1 pseudogene is annotated in these 431 nt (G+C 79.1%); it reads right to left on the reverse strand.

The window, feature by feature from the left end:
• Positions 1-52: 52 nt before the first annotated feature.
• Positions 53-431: pseudogene (locus GTR02_RS22155) on the reverse strand (hypothetical protein); the annotation flags it as partial.

A 431-nucleotide genomic window follows, 5' to 3' on the forward strand; every position in this document is an offset into this window, starting at 1 on the left:
ACCTGACGCCGCCCCGGGCGCCGCCCGTCCTCCGGCGGCGCCCGGGGCGGCGTCAGGTGGCGGCCGGGTCCAGCCGCGCCACGGCCGTCCCGTCCAGCGTGCGCACCTCCACCGACGCGATCTGCGCGCGCGGCAGCGCGGTGGCCCCGGTCAGGCGCGCGTCGTGCCCCGGCACCGCGGTCCACGTCCCGATCTGCTCCACCGCGCCCGCGCGGTCGGTCACGACGAGGGCGTAGTCGTAGGACGTCCCCGCGCTGACGGGTGCGTAGGCGCACGTGATCTCCACCTGCGTGCCCCAGTCGACGCCGGTCAGGCGGGCCGTGATGGTCAGCGGCGTGGGCAGCAGCGGTCGCAGCGGGCTGGACAGGCCCTCCGCCGGCGGGGACGACGGGACCGGGGACGACGGGCCGGACGACGACGGGGCGGGGAGG

It is taken from the genome of Kineococcus siccus (assembly GCF_009906795.1).
Classification (GTDB): domain Bacteria; phylum Actinomycetota; class Actinomycetes; order Actinomycetales; family Kineococcaceae; genus Kineococcus; species Kineococcus siccus.